This is a genomic window from Colwellia psychrerythraea, from assembly GCF_000764185.1.
Taxonomy (GTDB): Bacteria; Pseudomonadota; Gammaproteobacteria; order Enterobacterales; family Alteromonadaceae; genus Colwellia; species Colwellia psychrerythraea_B.
Map to the genome: position 1 here is coordinate 204,111 of NZ_JQEC01000039.1, position 16,036 is coordinate 220,146.

Sequence of the window (16,036 nt, forward strand, 5' to 3'; positions counted from 1 at the left end):
TTATAAGTAATCTTTTATATAGGTTTTGGTCGCTTTTCTCACTTTTGAGGAGAGCAATAACGTTGATATCATCGTTGGTATTGCCATTAGAGCGTACATGAAGGTGATGAAATTAATCACCATAGACAAGGATGCTACAGCCCCTACGATAATAAGTATCAGGTAAAATTGCTTGTAAACCTTTTCAAATGTTTGACCAAACAAAAACTCACTACACTTACTACCGTAATACCAAAAAGTTAATACAGTGCTAGTACTGAGAAAAAATACCATTACCATTAACAGGTAACTGCCTACATTGGGAAAGGTTTGCTCAAAGGCATAAACTGTCATGCCAACGCCTTGATGATCTGTTTGCCATGCACCGGTAACCAATACTGCTAAAGCAGTACATGTGCAGACAATTAACGTATCAACAATGGGGCCAAATGAGGCCACCAACCCTTCTCGAATAGGTTGATTGGTTTTCGCTGCACCATGCGCTAAAGATTCAGTGCCTATACCTGCTTCGTTAGAGAATGCACCTCGCTGAACTCCGATAATAATAACTGTACCTATAAGTCCGCCAGCAGCAGAGCCTGGATTAAATGCACCTGAAAAGATAAGCATAAATGTTTCCGGTATTTTATCGTAGTTCATTACGAGTAGCACAAATGTCATTATAAAATAACCGATGACCATGATCGGAACAACTTTAGTGGCTACCGCGGTAATTCGCGTTAATTTACCCATGACTATCCAAGAAATAATCATAAATAATGCTAGACCAACTGACAGATCGAAACTGAAATGATTGTCTGCCTCCGCAAGCCCATAGGGGATGGCAATGACATCTCTCAATATTTGCACTAATTGATTTATTTGAAAAAGAGGTAAGGCACCAAATATGCAACCAATGCAAAATAACCAAGCTAGGGGCAACCATTTTTTATCTAAGCCTTCTCTAATCACATACATTGGCCCGCCTTGTAATTTGCCACTACGGTCCTCGCCTCGATACATAACCGCTAAAGAGGCTGTATAAAATTTGGTTGCGATACCAACGATTGCTGTCACCCACATCCAAAATATTGCACCTGGCCCGCCCATGGTAATGGCTACGGCCACTCCCGCAATATTTCCAAGACCTAGGGTGCCTGATAGCGCGACAATTAACGCTTGAAAGTGACTAATATCTCCTTTGCTATTCTTTTCATTGTCATATTTACCACCAATGATACTAATAGCATGGGCAAGCCTTTTATAGGGAGTAAGCCGAGAGTGAATAACAAAATAGGCACCACCGCCGACAAGTAGAAAAACCATGGGAAGTCCCCAGGCAAAGTTAACTAAAGTAACTAATATCTCTTCCATTTTAACCTTTTTTAAATGTGACAACATATTGATAAGATAGCTAATACTATATTCTAGGTTAAAACAGATATACAGTTATTAACTCAGAAAAAATTAGCAATGGCGATTTTTGTCACGTCATTGCTCACCAAGCTGCGACAGCATATGAACGAGTTATCAATTAAGTAAAAGCTGATAATGCTAGTGTCGGATTTGAAGAAAATGGGAGTAAGGTTACTCAATTAAAATAATAGTGGGCTAGATAAGATGAATTGCTTACTTTAAAGTGATTATTTTAAAGTCATTATTTTAAGTTAATGATTTTAATATCATGACTTTATTATAATTTAGCTATAAAATCAGTTGCCTTATTAGTAGAGAGTAAAAATATGTTAATACGCACTTTGTTAGTCAGTTTTGTTTGTACCTTGATGTTTGCTTGCTCCAATTCAAACAGCTCAGGTAGCGTGTATAGCGCCAAAGAAATTAATGCTTACTGGTTGAAAAACAACCTTAAACGAGAGGGTGTGATAGCCACTGATTCTGGCTTGCAGTATAAAATTTTAGAAAAAAGTTCTGGTTGTAAACCTGATTCTGATTATAAAGTTACTGTGCACTATCAAATGTTGTCAGCTAAATCAAAAAAAATCATCGACAGTAGTTATAAACGCGGTAAGCCCAGTAAGTTTCTGCTTTCTAAAACGGTTAAAGGATGGCGTGAAGGTGTGCCTATGATGAAGGTTGGTGAAACCTGGGAGCTTTATATACCGCCCCATTTAGCGTATGGCAGCAGAGGTTCATCAGGAGTTGCGCCTAATAGCGTGCTTATCTCGAAAATCACACTTGTTAATGCACATTGTCAGGACTAATCACTTAATATAGGAGATCTTAGTTAACGGGGGCAGAGGACATCATTTGATTTGTTGCGGTGGTAACGACACCTAGTAAGAAAGAGTGAGACTGTCTCTGCTTTTTATTCTCACTTTGAAATTCCACCGAGCTGCGACATAAAACTGCGAAATCAAATTGAGAGGAGAACATGCCTTAATAACAGAGTGATAAAATCTGCAATATTGATATTATCACTCTGTATTGCAGATAAATGTAATCGTCACCGAGACGCCAAACATAGCTGCCTAAACAAGCCATCACACCAGTAGTTGTGTATTAGTCACTTTCGAGCAAAGCCGAATTTTTACCTACCTGATCAACTGGGGATGATATTTTTCTCTGCCAATCAAGACGTAAATCCCATTGGTATCTATGCTCAGCTGATAACGGCTGAATATCTTCATCTATTGTTTCTAATACATTAGTTGCTTTGCTTATCATGGCATCACGACCAAACAAATAACTTTGCTCTTTAACAATAGTTAAATAGGCTTTGTTTAGCTGTAGAGCCCGTTTAGCTGAGGGCATAATTAACTGATAAATACTATCAACAGCTTGTACCTTATCGACGTCTACCTTGCCGTCTTGTTTAAACCAACGACTTAGCATTTCAGTGTTTTGACGAAACTCATCACCACCACCAACACGTTCAAAATACGTTAAAAACTCACCTTTAGTTTCCCCTCTGTTCGGCGCGTCATGTTGACTGGCCAAGTTTTGGTAACCCCAACCGCGAACGCCATCAACTTTACGTGGAAAAGAGAAGGTTTGGTCTAACGTGCTGCCAATGGTTTTATGACAACCACTGCAAAAGGCGAGTTCTTGGTCGTACTGGTGGCGTAATTCACCTTGCTCATTTTCAATGTAACCATTTACCGTCCAGCCAAAACCGGTGTTAATGCCTTTATCGCCCAGCTGTTTAACCTGCGGTAGGTTTTCAGAGTTTTTCTCTTTTTGTTCTAAGTAGTATTCTGACGATAAGCTTTGCACTGTTTTAAAGCTATGTTTTTTCATATAGCGTACTTCCTTCATGCGTGGTGCGTTATAAATTGTGCCGTCATCGTTTATACCAAGGTAACGCACTGTATGGAGAAACTCAGTATCTTGCGGGTAAAGTGTGTGCGCTAGTTTGATCTTACTGGCATCACCAAGGTAATTTTTCTGTCTGTTGATACTACCTATACGCTGAGTTAAAACATTATCACCATCTAAATCTACACCGATGTTTTTTTCAGAAATAGGCGGTAAGGTAGTGTGTTGTGTTGCTTTCATTGCCATTTCTACTAAGGCTAAGTTGGCAAAATAAACATCCTGAGAGTACTGGCCGTTGTGCTCTCTAAACGCTTTAGGTAATCGAATCATTGCATCGGAAGTCGAGCCGTTGGTTGGCCAAAAAGTACTGGGAAATGGCTTGTAATTAAAAGCAACCCAATGACTACCGTCTTTTGCCAGTCCTTGTTGGTTAAATGCTTGCTCTGGATAAGCCAGATTTTTAATGGGCGTATATTCACCACGCCAGTTTTTATCATTTTGTTGTTTGTCGATAAAGTCAGTGTAATTATCTTGTTTGGTCCAATGCTGTATTTGTTGATCAGAGATATTTTTTATTAAGGGTCTTCTATCGACAAATAAATTTTTCCAGTGATTGGTTACGCCTAAATCTGAAAATTGATATTCACCTTGCAACGAACCATCGTTCATTCTATTAGTACGTTTTTTATCATCAGTATTGGTTTGGTGGCATGCATAACAAGGGTTATTAATACCATCTGTTTTTGTGTAACATTGCGGCGGAATAACGGTTTCATGGTTATATACTTCATTATGTTCAATGTAAGCCATTGCGGGAATATTAGTACCCTCTTGATAAGGAAACTGTTTCGTTATTGTCTCTTCAATGCTCAGTCTTTCATGCTGAGATACATTTTTTGAGATAGGTATTTCGTCGTTACAGGCGCTAATAACTAACGTTAGCGCTATCATTGCTATTGAAGATAAAGCGCTTTTGTTTGTGTGTTTTGAGTTTAATAAAGTAATCATAAGTCAGTCTTGAAGTCGTTATTTTTTGTGTTTTACAGGCAAGGCGGTAAACAAGAAAGTAACCTAGGCAGGGTCTTGCTTTGGTTACTTAACTATTCTTAAAAGTTAAATTTAGATCGCTAATTACTTAGATTTAGGATCATACATCCATAACGTATTGTTTTCTTGAAAGCCATCTTCACCAATAATGATGCGGCCATCTCTCATAACAATGACATTGTCTGGTTGAGACAGTTGATTAACATCACAACGCTCAGCGCCAGTTAAGCTTGAACGGTAAGTGCCGCCCATAATAACGGGGTCTATGCGGCTGATATTATAATTCTCTTCAAGTTTAGAACGGTAAACACCACCACAGTCTTTAACACGTGCCGATAATTGAATATCACCTTCACCGTCAATCATGGTTTTATCTATATCAGCAATGCCGTAATACATGAACGCTTGCATTACATCTTCATCAGCCACGGCTTCTTCTTTACCAACCGCTTCTAAAGCGCGGTCATGATTGATACTAATGCCTTCAAGCTTGCGCCATTCAGCGGTAGCGCCTTTCATTTTCGCCGCTTGACGTGACTCTAAAAATGCAGCACGGTCATCCATTGGTTGACCCGCCGTTACTGTGCTTCCACCATTTTCGACACTGGGGTAAGTCGTATCGCCATTGGCCCAAGCTTGTACGTCTTCAAGTGTCATGTAGCTAGATCGACCAGTATCATAATCATCGGTATCAATACCGTCATACTCTGCAATCCATGCTTCAATCGTGGTGTTATCACCTCGAGCAACTTCAACCCAAGTGACATCAAAACCTGTTGTAGCGGGATCAGAACTCATTTTATCTTGCTTTAATTTAGCGCCATAAAGTATGCCTGAACTTAAATCTTCTGGTGTATCGGCAATAAACTTAAATAAAACACCACCGGTATCATCTTGTGAGGCATAAACCGTTTTTCTGTCAGGCATTACCGTTGAGTTTTCATGTTCATAACGACCAATAGTGTAGTGTTTAACAACCACTGGCTCAGCACTTGTTGGCTCGGTAATTTCAGCGATGTAACCGTATCGATAAGGGTTAGGAAAGTCTGGTGCGGTTAACGCTTCAATTCCATCAGTGTCAGTATTTGATGGGTCATTCCAGCTAGGCGATGTGGTTGAGTCTACTGTGGTATTAACAATCCACTCTTCAGATGTTAATGGTGTACCCCAAGGAGAAACTGAGCCAAAACAGTTAGCAGCAGTACCGCCAACTTTTGAGAAATCAATCATCATTGCTTCTTTAACAGACCAGCTACCCAAATCACCTTTTTCCATTTTCATACGGCTCATACCACCAGGGTAAGATTCCCAGTTCGTGAATAAGTAACCTTCACCTTCGCCGGTAGAGACGAAACCATTAAAGTCAGGGGCATTATTTTCAATGATTTTTTCATCAGTGATAATGCCATAATGCACACCTAGACCTTTGGCTAAGCTTTTGTCGCCAAGTTCAGCAAAAGTATCGTTGGTTTGACCTAGTATTTGGTATTCACCTAATGCAGAGATAACGGTTTGGCGTTCAAAGTCACTACTAGGCACCGGCGAACTAACCACTGTTTTTGGCAGATTATTAAAGTTTACTCCGCGTAAAACACCCACCGTGCCTTTATTAAAGGCCTTACCGTTCACCTTGTCCGTTTCAATGTTAGCGTCTGACGGATGTTGTACATTAAAGAATAAGTCACCTTCATCAGTTAAAAAGGCGCCCGTTACTTCAGCGCCTGCAGGCACAGTCGCTAAGCGTGTTAATACCGGTGTTGATGGTATATCAACAATTGGCGCATCTGCGCCATTAGTTCCATCAATACCATCAACTCCAGAAGCACCATCGTCACCATCACATGCGGTTAAGGCAAGTAAAACAGACAGAGATAATAATGAGAGTTTAGTTTTATGATGTTGTTTCTTGTTAGGTACTATTGTTGACATTGCTCTTCCTAATTATTTGGACATAAAATTTTTGTATCACTGGCTAATAACCGTGATACCAAATGGCAAAAAGAGTATGAAAGTGAATTTTTACAATCAGGTGACAAAAATGTGACGCTTTAAAGTAGGATGTAAGTACTATTTAAGAACAGGTTAAAATAAAGCTTAGGAAGGGGGCGGAATTAATTCTGATGTCATTGCAGCGTCAAGCAAGGAGTGAAGCTAAAGTTGAATGCAGATGTTGAATGTAGAAAACAGAGTAGGGCGCTGGGGGGGCCCTCTCTTAGCTTTTATAAGCCTGATTATGCAGGGCGGTCTTGCCACTTGTATTAAGGTATATTGCTATTTTAGTTAACTGACTTTATATACCAAGCTATTGTGGGTAGTTTTAGGTAAATATTTAATACGGGGATTTTAAATGCTGATAATAGTTCTTCACGATTTAATAAACTCTCTAATTTGCCATCAATAAAAATAGCGATACCTGATAACCCCAGCGTTATTAAAGGCACAGCAACAATTGAGTTAACAATATCCCCTTGAACATAAATGTTTATTGCTGTTGGTATGCTTAGTATTAACACTGAGATTATTCGATAAGCCACTATGATTTTTGATTTTAACATTACGTCATCCTTGGTTTAGTCGTTAAATAATTTATTCAAAAGCACGAATAATTAACGCTATATTTGATAAAGCAATGTTAGTGATAGAACGGAAATATTACAAAAGGATAATATTCACTATATAGGTGAATTATAATCACCCATAGGTATTGTTAAATAGTTTTCAAAATAGGTAATTTCGTCAACCAGTCCAGAAAGCTGTGAATGTCTTGCCGGTTTTTATCTTCTTCGCGATATACCGCATAAAGTGCTTGGTCGAAATTAGCTGCTGTCTCGAACGGTAAGACTAATAACTTGCGTTCAATTAAGGCATATTCAATAGGCATGATGGCCAATGCTAACCCAAGGCCTTGCTCTGCAGCTTGTAAAGAAGCGTCGTAATTACTGAAGGTTAATTTATGTTTATAATGCATGTTAGGTAACTGCATCGCTTCCGCCCAGGTGCGCCAAACATTGTCCATATTGGCGAGGTCGATAAGCGGTACTTGGTTTATTTGTTCAGGTGATGTAAGTTTATGTTTTTTGGCGAAATCTGAAGTACATACTGCGTGGCCTGTAAGATTAAGTAACTTCTTAACCACTACACCCGACCAATCGCCTCTTCCTACACGTATGGCTAAATCGCAGTCGTCATAACGTAAATCTGTCACATTCATCCCCGTTTCTATACGAATATCTATATCAGGGTACTTGTCTTGAAAGTGACTTAATTGTGGAATGATTACATTGCTTGCCATCGTTGGAAACGTAGATATTTTAAGGGAAGGCGAAGAGAATTTATTTTTTACAACTTTAGTACCTTGATCAAGTTTATCGATGGCCTGTTGAACATAGTGTAAATATACTTTACCCGCGGAATTTAAGGCAACGCCACGGCTTTTTCTTTGAAATAATTCAAAGCCTAAAAAACTCTCTAGGGCCTTAATCTGGTGGCTTACCGCCGAGGGGGTGATAAATAATTCACTTGCAGCCTGTTTAAAGTTTTCATGACGAGCGGCGGCTTCAAAAATTACAAAAAGATGTAAGGCAGGCAGTTTCTTTGACATGTTTCTATTTATTAGCGGTAACTATACAGACAATGATAAGTGAAAATTTATATAATTAATAGATGAATAATATTTATTCATCTATCTGCATTTTTGATGATACTAAGCGCTAATAATTACACACTAACAATCTAATTTAACAGCAATATTTTAGCTGGCAGCGCATATCACTTGATTGAGTGTTAGTAAGCTCTCACAATCACAAAAATCATTCTTAGCGAGCTAAATGCGCGCACCTAAGTTATGGACTTTGCAATTCTAAATAGCTACTAATCAACCTATGCTGTACTTCTCTTAAGTGTGTTGAGGCTCTTTTGAGTAAATTATTACTGATTATACTTTGGCCAAATTTTATCAGCCATATTTTAAGTGTAAATGCGCAAAAATCATCAGTTTTTATTCTTCTATCAGCATTATGCTAGCTCAAGTCAGCAATCCTGTTGACAACTTTTAATATCAACTGAGTATAAATGTGAGGCAATATGTTTCATATTACTAATGGATGAACTCGCGGTGCAGAATAAGATAATGCGAAAAACTACACAACAGTCGTATATAACTCGAATGGTTAATGTCGTTAACTATATTCAAAAAAATTTAGACAATGAGCTAACTCTAGAAGAGCTTGCCCAACAAGCCAACTTCTCTAGTTATCATTTTCACCGAATATTCTCAGGCATGTTAGGTGAGTCAGTAAAAGAGTTGATTCGACGCTTACGGTTAGAACGAGCTGCAATTCAATTGAAAACCAGCCGTGCAAGTATATTATCTATCTCGCTGGCCGCAGGTTATGAAAGCGATATGGCTTTTTCAAGAGCTTTTAAAGCAAGATCAGGTGTACAGCCTTCAAAATTCAGGAAATCTGAACAGGCGAGGTTTCCATGTTTATCAAGCTCCAGTGTCCGTTATGTAACAAATGAACATATTTCCTCCTTTGAACCTTTTATTGATAAGGAATTAAATATGAACGTGATGATAAAACAAGTTGATGACATATTAGTAGCATGTGTGTCTCATCAAGGACCATATCAAGAGTGTGGTCATGCGTGGGATACGCTTTGCAGTACTCTTGCACCGGAAGGTTTATTAGGCGGTGATGCAAAAATGATTGGCGTGAGTTACGACGACCCTGATGTTGTTGCGCCAGAGTTACTTCGTTATGAAGCTTGTATCAGTGTTGAACAAGAGTTTTCTACAACCGATGATATTAAATTTAAAAGTATTACTGGTGGTAGTTATGCAGTGACTACTCATATTGGCCCCTATCAAAAATTACACGAAACATATCAAAAATTTTTTGGTCAATGGCTAAGCCAAAGCGATTATGAATCTGCCGACAAACCGTGTTTTGAAGTTTATCTTAACGATCCCGAATCTACCGAGCCTGAAGATCTTATTACCGATATTTACTTACCATTGAAGGAGCAAGAACATGGATAAAATAGATTTATTTAAATTGCATAAAGCTGATTATATCGCGCCAAAAACACCACAAACTTGCTATGTAGCTAATGCCCATTATCTTACAATTAATGGTATTGGTGGTCCTGGAGAAGATAATTTTAATGATGCTGTTGCTGCTTTATATGCCGTTGCTTATACCGTAAAAATGACTCGAAAAAAAATGGCTTTAGGTGATTATGTTATTTGTAAACTCGAAGCAAGGTATTGGTCTGAAAAGCAAAAGTGCCTTAGTGAAGTTGATAAATCTCAATGGAACTGGCAGTTAATGATCCGTACTCCGGCGACTGTTGAGGTTAGCGACATCGTTCAGGCCGCTAATGTATTAACCGACAAAGGTAAAACTAAAAGTGTTAATAAAGTTAAGTTGATTGAACATGAGTTTTCACACTGTATTCAAATGCTGCATATAGGGCCTTATGAAGAAGAGAGTCGTACAATAGAACAAATGGCAGCTTATGCAAAAGATCAGCAATTAGTTTCGATCGGTGAGCATTGCGAAATATATATTTCAGACCCTCGACGTATTCCTGCAGAAAGATTAAAAACTATTTTAAGAATGCCATTGTCTAATTCGCATGGCAGCTAATCCTTTTAGCTACTTTATAAGCTAATATCTTTAAGTCACTTCTACAGTGAACTTCTTCATTTAACCAGTGAAGCAATAACTACGGCTTAGCAAATATGATAATTCTTAATCATATTTGCTAAGCCGTAGTTAGATTGGGATAAATAATTAACAGCCTTACCTTAAAAACCGTGAGAAAATTATAGCAAAACTCATAAATAGCAAGAGAATAATCACAAGTAAGTACGTATTGGAGACGTAAGGGGTTATCTTCTGAGTGGCAGATCTTCCGACAAAATATTCATCAATTCTATGTTTGGCCGGAAAGATCGTTTGAGGTTTTATTGTGCATATCTAAACAAATCTAGCTTTGAATGCTGACGGACTTAATCCTATAATTTTAATAAAAACTTTTCGAAAACTATTTGCATCGTCATAACCAATATTCAATGCTATTTGTTCAAAACTCTGGGAAGTTGATTCTAATAATTCGCATGCTTTTTGTACCCTAACTTTTTGAATATATTGTATGGGTTTCAACATGGTAGCGCTGGTAAATTGACGTAAAAATGTTCGTTCACTCATACAGGCTAAAGCTGCCAATATTTTGATACTCAGTGTTTGGCTGTAATTCGATTGAATATAATGCTGAACTTGCAGCACTTGTTTATTTCCATGATTATACTTTGGAGTAAAGCTACCATAGTAGCGCTGCTCCCTCTTGCCGGTATCTACAATAAGATACTTTCCGAGTGCCCTCATGATATGTGGCTTTGAAAATTGAGCAACGATCTCTAATCCCAAATCAACCCATGACATTAAGCCTCCTGCACTAATTATATCTCCATCATTGATGAGTAAACTTTCAATATTTAAAGATACCTTAGGGAATTGCTCACTAAAACTATTTTCTAGCTGCCAGTGTGTTGTTACTGTTCTATTATCTAATAGCCCAGTATGAGCAAGAATAAATGCACCTGAGCAAGCTGAGCATAATATGCATCCCGCTTGATGAACCTCATTGATATATTGCAATAACTCTGGTTGAGGTTTTATATAGTAGCAACCATCTAAATTTGGTGGAAGAATAACAATATCACTTCGATTCATACTTCCTAAAACACTATCAGGTTGAAGCAATTTGATTGTGAATTGCATATCTAACTGGTTTTCTGTAATTATTTTGTTAGCTAATAGAAATAACTCTCTTAATCCATGTACTGCACTTTGAAGCGCATTAGGATAATCGATAATTACGACATGAATACTCTTTGTCATTTTCGGACTGCTTTATGGCGATTACGCCATCGGTGTTATTGAATAATGTATTGGATAATAGCTTTAACAACCCAGCTAAACAACTCAAGAGAGAGCATTATGTCTAACACAGCCTTATTACTTATTGATTTACAGAATGATTACTACCCTACCTATGATGGAGCTAAATGGCCTTTATCTGGTACAGAAATGGCCTCAAAGAATGCAGCCTCATTATTAGCTCAGTTTCGCGATAATAAAATGCCTATCATTCATGTTCGCCATGAATTTCCTTCAGATGACGCGCCATTCTTCTTACCTCACTCAGCCGGTTCGAAAATACACCCTAGTGTTGAGCCAACCGAAGGAGAGGCTGTAATTCTAAAGCATCACATAAATAGTTTTCGTAATACTGATTTACAAAAAACGCTAGAAAAATTTAAAGTAGAGAAGCTGATAATTGTTGGTGCAATGAGCCATATGTGCATTGACGCAGTGACCCGTGCAGCTGTAGATTTTGGCTATGAATGCCATGTGGCGCATGATGCTTGTGCCACATTAGACCTTGAATTCAATGGAGTTACCGTACCAGCACATCATGTACATCATGCGTTTATGGCTGCCTTAAGTTTTGGGTATTGTAAGGTTGAAAGCACGGATGAAATATTAGAATTAGTTCGCTAGACACCTTGATCCTTTAGGATATTTAAATAGGTGGGGAATTTAATTTCCTCATCTAGCTTATTTCTATATTTAAACTTTGAGAATACTATGCATAAAATGACAACATTTGAATTACAAGCAAAAGCAGGGCAATCGGAAGAGTTATTATCTTTCTTAAAGAGAATAATACCAGAAACTAGAAGATTCAAAGGCAACAAAGGGGCTGAAGCATCACGCTTATCTGAGAGTAAGTTTATTATTATTGTTTATTGGGAACATGAGGACAATTTGAGCGACTATCTCAGTTGGAGAGGGGAAAGAGGTGATTTCAAAATGTTACTTAGCTTCCTTATTCAGGCTCCTACCATAATAACTTATGAAGTACTTGAAGAAGTATAGGAATTCACTAGAGGAATTAACTAGGACAGTCGCTCAGATTTGCCCATAAGCGACAGCCTTCTTTATTCTCTATTTTTACAAAAAACAGTTCCAGTACCTACTGCAAATTAACCTACCAAAAAAAGAATTTATAATGAAGATATTTTTAGTACTATTCATATTCACGCTTAGCGGCTGCTCTGTAATTAGGCTTGAATAAACTTTAGGTTAAACATGAAGAGCTGAGACGCCTGAAAATGCAGCTTTCATTTAGGGGCGTTGATCATTTAGTTACCTTCATACCAAATATATAGGCAGAGCCAGAATTTTCGCCTTGCGTAGTTTAATGGTTTAAATCGCTTTAGCTTTTAAGGCTAAAAGCTCATGTTTAGGTATTCATTGCCCAAGTGCTTATTGATTCTTCCTCCTATCCCTTAAATATGGTAACTTATTGTAAAATTGATGTTTTTAACTACCATAAACTAACAAAGCAATCAAATTGACACGAAAAGTTGGCTGTTTTTCGTTTCTCTACATTATAGACTGCTTTATTATCTGGTTATGTAAGCGTTATCGATACAAAATCTAATACTACCTGTCCAATTAGCTGTAATAGCTTATGTTTTCTTTGTGGTACTTACCGCCCTTAACATCTCATTTAAACTCCAAATGAAGTAGTTCTTTTGTTAAGGGCCTCTTGGTACGCAAAGCGGAAACTAGCAATAATTTTTTTTCCCTATATTTGCTAATGAATGAATCATTCACATAATGTTACTAAGACGTCTTAGTAACACACAATCAATTAGAAATATGACCAATATAAATCACCTAACCAACTGAATTTAGTTTACTTTATTTGGTATATGGTAAAAGTCAGTTACTAAGACGTCTTAGTAACCTATTTAATTTTTATTATATTTAGTGTTAATTGTTTCTAATGCATTGAAAGTATGGGATATTGATGTGAATTAAATGTTACTTATGGTACGAAGGTTACTAAGACGTATCCATAATAAGCTGTTATATTTTTCATCGGTATCGGCATGACTAATCAAATTAATTCACTAGAAGATTTATTTAAACTTATCTCGATAGAAGATGATGAAGTCATCTATAGGGGGCAATCCAATGAAAATTGGTTGATGATTCCTTCGATCGGGCGGTTTGAAAACATCCCAACGGCTAAATTTGAACGCTTTTCTTGGAAATACATAGAAGAGGATATGATTCATGCTTTTCAAAAAAAAGCTATTCCTTATCTTAAATCAGAAGCTATACCTAACAATCATTTTGAGTGGTTAATTTTAGCTCAACATCATGGATTGCCAACAAGATTGCTTGATTTTACAACTAACCCTTTGAAAGCTTTGTTCTTCGCTGTAGAAGACATCGGGGTTAATGAAGATGGTGTACTCTTAAAAGCTCATTATAATAATTGGTGGAGCCGTATTACTGAGATTTTTAATAAAATTGACGATGATAAACGTTTGGCTGTATATTTTCCTGATCACACTAATCATCGTATCATTTCACAGGAGGGTTGTTTTACTATTTTCCCATTACCTGAAAATATGGAAAAATTTCATGATATTAAAAATAGTAAGATGTATAAACATGGCTTTGAATCCCTAGATAGTTTTATTATACCTTATGAGGCTAAGTCTAAAATTCGTGCGCAATTACGAAAACTTGGAATTGCTCACCATACAATTTATCCCGGTTTGGATGGGTTATGCACCGAAATAAGACGAGACTTTGAGTTTCTTTGGTAAAAAATATAACAAGTCGTTTAAAAGGACAAAAAACAGTTGGCTGTTTTCGTTCCTCAACATTTTAGCCAACAATTTTTTGCCTCTTAACGAGGCGTTAGCAATACAATCAATTTGGGATAATAATGCAGGATTTTTTAAAGAAAAATAATACGGCTATTGTTGTAGGGCTCATCACTACTGTAGTTTTTCTATATATATTACAGCCAATATTAGAATTTACTGGGTCTGCAGTATTGATAGTTAGTTCATATCTAAGCTCTGCTTACGTTGACATCTTTTTTACTCAAATAGCACACTTAGAGATTCGAGATTTTGGTTTCTTCTTTTACACTATTATGTATGGTCTATTAATTGGGCTTAGCATAGGGTTAATTTTTTCTAAGTGGAAAAGATATGAAAAATCGCAATCAAAAGAGAATGCTGAAATATCGGCTTCTGCGAAGTTAAGAAAAAAAATAACTTCAACTATAATTTTATCTTGTTTATTAATTTTTGGCTTAGTTCAAGTTTCTACTAAAACATATCAGTTATCTTTAATAAGTAGCTTTAAGCAACATTTAAGAATCATCGCTCCATACATTGATGATCAAACCGAAGAATTACTCCTGAGCGAATGGTCATTAATTAACTCTAATGAAGACTATGACTCTATTTACTTTAAAATAAATAATATTGCTAAAAAGCATAAATTAGAATTACCAGACAATTCAATATACTCTTTAACTTCATTGTAAAGTATTGCTAACAAGTCGTTTAAAAGGACAATGATCTTCCCCCGATAAAACGGACACCAAAATCTAACTAAAGATGAGGTGTCTTATGCCTAAGTACAACAATCCAAGACGAACTTGGAAGTATTCAAATGACTTCAAAGTCAACGCTATTCAATTAAGTTATGTTGTTGGCGTCACAATAAAATCAGTCGCTGAAAAACTCGACATACACCCGTTTATGCTGTCACGATGGCGAAAAGAATATCGTGAAGGGATCATTGTGGCTGATAAACGAAAAAAAGTGGCTGGCCAATCAAAAGCCAAAAAAGTACTTACCAAAGAACAACAACTAGAACGTGAAAATAAACAGCTCAAGGAGGAGCTGTATATCCTAAAAAAGTGGCAACGGTTTCTTGCCGAGGAACATCAAGCCGATATCGATTCATCGAAAAACTCAGAGCCGACATAAAGGTAACGAGATTACTGAAGTTTTTTGATGTTTCTAAAAGTGGCTATTACGATTGGTGTGAACGTCAACCAAGTGCTAGAGCGATAGAGGATGTTGAACTTAAAAAGAAAATTCAGCAAATATTCACTGAGAATAAAGGACGCTATGGTAGTCCCCGCATATTTAAAGCCTTGCAAAAGCAAGGATACAGCATAGGTAAAAAACGTGTTGAACGCTTGTATCGTGCACTTGGCTTGGTCGCTCGAGTGATGCGCGTGACGACACGCTCTGCGTTTTATAAGCGCTTCCTTACGACAGGTAAAAACTTACGACCTGATGGTGAAGTGCCATTGGTTAAAAATAAAGTATGGGTAGCAGATGTCACGTATTTGAAAGTGAAAGGTATATGGCGTTATTTATCGGTAATAATGGATTTATATTCACGGCGTATTATTAGCTGGAGTTTAGATAAAAAGAGAACGATGGAAGTCACCAAACGAACACTAAAAAATGCAATAAAGAACCGAAGACCTCAAGGTGGTTTAATGCTGCATACAGACCGAGGTGTGGAATATCGAGGTAATGTTTTTCAAACGGCTTTAAAACGAGCAGGTATTACACATAGCTTAAGCCGAGCGGGTAAATGTACTGATAATGCGCATATGGAGTCATTTTTCCATTCAATGAAGACCGAAGTTATTCGCGGTAATGTATTTAATAGTGATAAAGAACTGCGCGGAACACTTGGAAGTTACATTAACAAATACTACAATGTTTCGAGGCTGCATTCAGGGATAAATTATTGTTCGCCAATAGAATATGAAGCCCTGGCAGCGTGAAAAAAAATGTGTCCGTTTTATCGGGGGAAGATCA

The 16,036-nt window shown here is 37.3% G+C and carries 14 protein-coding genes; 8 read left to right on the forward strand and 6 right to left on the reverse strand.

Going from position 1 to position 16,036, the window contains the following annotated elements:
• On the reverse strand, positions 1 to 1,353 hold the full coding sequence (locus GAB14E_RS09295; RefSeq protein WP_033082797.1) for an alanine/glycine:cation symporter family protein: 1,353 nt from the start codon (positions 1,351 to 1,353) through the stop codon (positions 1 to 3).
• Between the two features lie 368 nt (positions 1,354 to 1,721).
• Between GAB14E_RS09295 and GAB14E_RS0123120 the strand changes: the two genes are divergently transcribed.
• A complete protein-coding gene (locus tag GAB14E_RS0123120; RefSeq protein WP_052093759.1) occupies positions 1,722 to 2,201 on the forward strand; it encodes an FKBP-type peptidyl-prolyl cis-trans isomerase in 480 nt (159 codons plus the stop codon).
• A 298-nt stretch (positions 2,202 to 2,499) separates the two neighbouring features.
• Here GAB14E_RS0123120 and GAB14E_RS09290 read toward each other — a convergent pair whose 3' ends face one another.
• The 4 genes from GAB14E_RS09290 to GAB14E_RS09275 all read right to left on the reverse strand — a co-directional run bounded on the left by GAB14E_RS09290 (position 2,500) and on the right by GAB14E_RS09275 (position 7,903).
• On the reverse strand, positions 2,500 to 4,263 hold the full coding sequence (locus GAB14E_RS09290) for a hypothetical protein (RefSeq protein ID WP_052093760.1): 1,764 nt from the start codon (positions 4,261 to 4,263) through the stop codon (positions 2,500 to 2,502).
• 123 nt (positions 4,264 to 4,386) lie between these two features.
• Positions 4,387 to 6,231 (reverse strand): alkaline phosphatase PhoX, encoded by a 1,845-nt coding sequence (locus tag GAB14E_RS09285; protein WP_052093761.1) that lies wholly within the window; start codon positions 6,229 to 6,231, stop codon positions 4,387 to 4,389.
• A gap of 347 nt (positions 6,232 to 6,578) precedes the next feature.
• Positions 6,579 to 6,857, reverse strand: coding sequence for a hypothetical protein (locus GAB14E_RS09280; RefSeq protein WP_033082798.1), 279 nt, complete (start codon positions 6,855 to 6,857; stop codon positions 6,579 to 6,581).
• 152 nt (positions 6,858 to 7,009) lie between these two features.
• Positions 7,010 to 7,903 (reverse strand): LysR substrate-binding domain-containing protein, encoded by an 894-nt coding sequence (locus GAB14E_RS09275; protein ID WP_033082799.1) that lies wholly within the window; start codon positions 7,901 to 7,903, stop codon positions 7,010 to 7,012.
• A 528-nt stretch (positions 7,904 to 8,431) separates the two neighbouring features.
• On the opposite strand from GAB14E_RS09275, the gene GAB14E_RS09270 reads away from it, so the two are divergent.
• Positions 8,432 to 9,343, forward strand: coding sequence for an AraC family transcriptional regulator (locus tag GAB14E_RS09270; RefSeq protein ID WP_033082844.1), 912 nt, complete (start codon positions 8,432 to 8,434; stop codon positions 9,341 to 9,343).
• Positions 9,336 to 9,953, forward strand: a complete 618-nt coding sequence (locus tag GAB14E_RS09265) for a GyrI-like domain-containing protein (protein WP_033082800.1) — start codon at positions 9,336 to 9,338, stop codon at positions 9,951 to 9,953. Before GAB14E_RS09270 ends, GAB14E_RS09265 begins: the two co-directional genes overlap by 8 nt.
• Positions 9,954 to 10,286: 333 nt before the next feature.
• Here the strand turns inward: GAB14E_RS09265 and GAB14E_RS09260 are convergent, their stop codons facing one another.
• The gene (locus tag GAB14E_RS09260) at positions 10,287 to 11,210 is read right to left on the reverse strand and encodes a GlxA family transcriptional regulator (protein WP_033082801.1); all 924 of its coding nucleotides are present in this window, start codon (positions 11,208 to 11,210) and stop codon (positions 10,287 to 10,289) included.
• A 99-nt stretch (positions 11,211 to 11,309) separates the two neighbouring features.
• On the opposite strand from GAB14E_RS09260, the gene GAB14E_RS09255 reads away from it, so the two are divergent.
• From GAB14E_RS09255 to GAB14E_RS09235, 5 genes are all read left to right on the forward strand, one after another.
• Entirely contained in the window at positions 11,310 to 11,873 is a 564-nt protein-coding gene (locus tag GAB14E_RS09255) for a cysteine hydrolase family protein (RefSeq protein WP_033082802.1), read from the forward strand.
• 87 nt (positions 11,874 to 11,960) lie between these two features.
• Positions 11,961 to 12,251: a putative quinol monooxygenase gene (locus GAB14E_RS09250; RefSeq protein WP_197061215.1), complete on the forward strand. Its 291-nt coding sequence runs from the start codon at positions 11,961 to 11,963 to the stop codon at positions 12,249 to 12,251.
• 1,022 nt (positions 12,252 to 13,273) lie between these two features.
• Entirely contained in the window at positions 13,274 to 14,002 is a 729-nt protein-coding gene (locus GAB14E_RS24190) for an FRG domain-containing protein (protein WP_052093763.1), read from the forward strand.
• Between the two features lie 122 nt (positions 14,003 to 14,124).
• Positions 14,125 to 14,736 (forward strand): hypothetical protein, encoded by a 612-nt coding sequence (locus GAB14E_RS09245; protein ID WP_033082803.1) that lies wholly within the window; start codon positions 14,125 to 14,127, stop codon positions 14,734 to 14,736.
• Between the two features lie 85 nt (positions 14,737 to 14,821).
• A protein-coding gene (locus GAB14E_RS09235; RefSeq protein ID WP_156115705.1) for an IS3 family transposase occupies positions 14,822 to 16,002 on the forward strand; the annotation gives its coding sequence in 2 pieces (ribosomal slippage) (positions 14,822 to 15,107 and positions 15,107 to 16,002; 1,182 coding nt in all).
• Positions 16,003 to 16,036 lie beyond the last annotated feature (34 nt).

What these genes read in the sequence shown, in the direction of transcription:
- GAB14E_RS09260 (WP_033082801.1), bottom strand. Translation starts at nt 11,210, where the DNA reads ATGACAAAGAGTATTCATGTCGTAATTATCGATTATCCTAATGCGCTT.
- GAB14E_RS09255 (WP_033082802.1), top strand. Translation starts at nt 11,310, where the DNA reads ATGTCTAACACAGCCTTATTACTTATTGATTTACAGAATGATTACTAC.
- GAB14E_RS09270 (WP_033082844.1), top strand. Translation starts at nt 8,432, where the DNA reads ATGCGAAAAACTACACAACAGTCGTATATAACTCGAATGGTTAATGTC.
- GAB14E_RS09275 (WP_033082799.1), bottom strand. Translation starts at nt 7,903, where the DNA reads ATGTCAAAGAAACTGCCTGCCTTACATCTTTTTGTAATTTTTGAAGCC.
- GAB14E_RS09265 (WP_033082800.1), top strand. Translation starts at nt 9,336, where the DNA reads ATGGATAAAATAGATTTATTTAAATTGCATAAAGCTGATTATATCGCG.
- GAB14E_RS09280 (WP_033082798.1), bottom strand. Translation starts at nt 6,857, where the DNA reads ATGTTAAAATCAAAAATCATAGTGGCTTATCGAATAATCTCAGTGTTA.
- GAB14E_RS24190 (WP_052093763.1), top strand. Translation starts at nt 13,274, where the DNA reads ATGACTAATCAAATTAATTCACTAGAAGATTTATTTAAACTTATCTCG.
- GAB14E_RS09285 (WP_052093761.1), bottom strand. Translation starts at nt 6,231, where the DNA reads ATGTCAACAATAGTACCTAACAAGAAACAACATCATAAAACTAAACTC.
- GAB14E_RS09250 (WP_197061215.1), top strand. Translation starts at nt 11,961, where the DNA reads ATGCATAAAATGACAACATTTGAATTACAAGCAAAAGCAGGGCAATCG.
- GAB14E_RS09245 (WP_033082803.1), top strand. Translation starts at nt 14,125, where the DNA reads ATGCAGGATTTTTTAAAGAAAAATAATACGGCTATTGTTGTAGGGCTC.
- GAB14E_RS09290 (WP_052093760.1), bottom strand. Translation starts at nt 4,263, where the DNA reads ATGATTACTTTATTAAACTCAAAACACACAAACAAAAGCGCTTTATCT.
- GAB14E_RS0123120 (WP_052093759.1), top strand. Translation starts at nt 1,722, where the DNA reads ATGTTAATACGCACTTTGTTAGTCAGTTTTGTTTGTACCTTGATGTTT.
- GAB14E_RS09295 (WP_033082797.1), bottom strand. Translation starts at nt 1,353, where the DNA reads ATGGAAGAGATATTAGTTACTTTAGTTAACTTTGCCTGGGGACTTCCC.